This is a genomic window from Caldisericota bacterium (assembly GCA_034717215.1).
Lineage (GTDB): Bacteria > Caldisericota > Caldisericia > Caldisericales > Caldisericaceae > UBA646.
On the sequence record JAYELD010000060.1, the window covers coordinates 1 to 2,129 of the forward strand.

Sequence of the window (2,129 nt, forward strand, 5' to 3'; positions counted from 1 at the left end):
AATTCTTTTAAGAAAGGTTCATCTTGCTTCTGGTTCTTAAATGCCCACACCCCCGGCAAGCCTATTGCATTGTAATTATTCTTAAACAAGCACAGTGTCTTTTTTTCGCCTTCTGTAAAGATAATAGGTTTGTGTGCTTTGTTTTTCAGCTCTGCTATCTCTGCAAGGATATATGGCTTGGGTGAAACTCCTTTCGGTTGTAGATATTTACAATCCTTTATGGCTGGATATAGTTTTACTCTTGCAAAGTCAGCATCTGGATAAGGAATTTTTAAAATAGCTTGTGTAGCTTGTATTAAATCCTGCCTGACAGAGCCAATAATTTCTTTTAGCTCCTGTTTATTTTTTACAATACTCCAGCCTAAAAGCTCTACATCTTTCCAGTTTAATCCTGACTTCCTTAAATCTTCTGCAACAATACCCTTTGGAGTTTTAAATTTTGTTTGACTTTCTTCTGATTGCGGTGTAGGATTTAATTGGTTGGTTGCGGTGGAGGTATTTCCCGGTACCTCCACCCTTTTTATTTCTTTCATTTTACGCCCTCCTTAAGTTCTTTAAGTCTTTTTACCCGTTCGTTTGTTTTTTGGATTGCCTCTTCAACCCACTTATCCCAATAATCTAAGTTGATGCACAACTTGTTGCCAATCTTCAGAAAAAGTTCTGGATGCATCCCAGTGCTATTCCACTTGTAAAGTGTTTTTTTTGCAAAGGGGATGCCCGCCTCTTTTCTTGCCTGTTCGTCAGTTACTTGAATAACTTTCATTATTCCTCCTTTTAAGTTTATTCTCTATTGACCTATCATAAGCCCTGTGTTATACTTGTAAAGGTTATAGTTATTTTGTTCTCTACAACTATAACGCATTATTTAAAGGAAGTGTTATATGAATAAGGTTTTAAAAAATATTCTCAAAGTAAGAAAGGATAGAGAGACAACACTTGATATGGAAAGGTTAGTGGAAATTGAAAGTGAAATACCTCAAAAGTTAAGAAAAAAATTTATACAAAGCTACACTTACCTTAAGCTATCAATCTTTTGGAATAACATCCATATTTTTTTAGCTAATAAATTCTGCTTTATGAGCTGGAATTATACTGGTAAACCACCATTGGATTTTCCAGGTTCTGAAGAATATCTCAAATCTTTTCTGCTTGATAATTTTAAAAACATAATCAAACCAATAGGTATGCTGTATTTTGATTTGAGAGAAAAACAAGTTGTTGTGCTTAGTTCCTTCACTTATATGTATAAGGATAAGGATCTTTCCCTACAGGTATTTGCTTGGCCAAAAAAGGATTGTCAAACTATAAAAGAAATACTCCATCTCTTTTTGTCTTACTATTACAAATACAATTTTGTTAAAAAGAAAGAAGATAAATCGGAAATCTCCTCATCCGCTCCTTTATCCAATCTTAGCCAACCTCTTTCATCTGCTTTTGAAGATTTGCGTAAGAATAAAATAGAAAAAGTTCAGGAAATCATTAAGCAATCATCATTTTGCTCAAGTTTAAAAAAGCATCTTATTGATAAAGGAATAATAAAAACAGATTTTTCTCTCCAACCAAATAAGCAATTAGTGGAGGTAAGGAAGGAAATTAACAAATTCTATAATGATTATTTAGTGAAGTATTCACCTAAAAGATGTCCTGTTTGTGGTAGAAAATATCCAAAGCAAAAATCAAACCAAACCACTTGTGGGAAACCTGCTTGTGTAATGTTTAAACATAGGATGAAAAAGGAAATATTAAAATACATTAAAGATAGCAAGCTAAATGTTAAAGATATGCAATTTAATGAATTTTACAAAATAGCAAGCCAATGGAATAAACAACGCCTGCAAAATTGCAAATCTCATAGTTGTCGCAAGTTTCACAGCCTCAAAGCTCTGTCCCAGGTGCTTTATAATGAAATAACCCCAACCAAAAAATAAAAGATTTGCGAATAATTTTTGGCGAAAAAATTTGGCGAAAAAATTTTCGGCAATTGAGATTTTGCATATAGGAATAGGAATAATATATGTTGGTGAAAGCGGGGCTTTAGCTGCTTCCTCCAGATGCCCCTATACACCCCCCTACGAATAGAAACAAGCATGTCAACAAAGCGAAAACCGCATCTTTTCATACTCTTGCCA

Annotated in this window: 3 protein-coding genes; 1 reads left to right on the forward strand and 2 read right to left on the reverse strand. The window is 33.8% G+C overall.

Going from position 1 to position 2,129, the window contains the following annotated elements; all coding sequences use genetic code 11:
* Together U9Q18_02535 and U9Q18_02540 are read right to left on the reverse strand one after the other, a co-directional pair.
* Positions 1–533 (reverse strand): DUF3854 domain-containing protein (locus U9Q18_02535; protein ID MEA3313236.1); only part of this gene is annotated, 533 nt, incomplete at its 3' end.
* Positions 530–763, reverse strand: coding sequence for a hypothetical protein (locus U9Q18_02540; protein MEA3313237.1), 234 nt, complete (start codon positions 761–763; stop codon positions 530–532). The genes U9Q18_02540 and U9Q18_02535, both read right to left, overlap by 4 nt.
* A gap of 118 nt (positions 764–881) precedes the next feature.
* Here U9Q18_02540 and U9Q18_02545 point away from each other — a divergent pair, with 118 nt between their 5' ends.
* Entirely contained in the window at positions 882–1,928 is a 1,047-nt protein-coding gene (locus U9Q18_02545) for a hypothetical protein (GenBank protein MEA3313238.1), read from the forward strand.
* Positions 1,929–2,129: the final 201 nt, after the last annotated feature.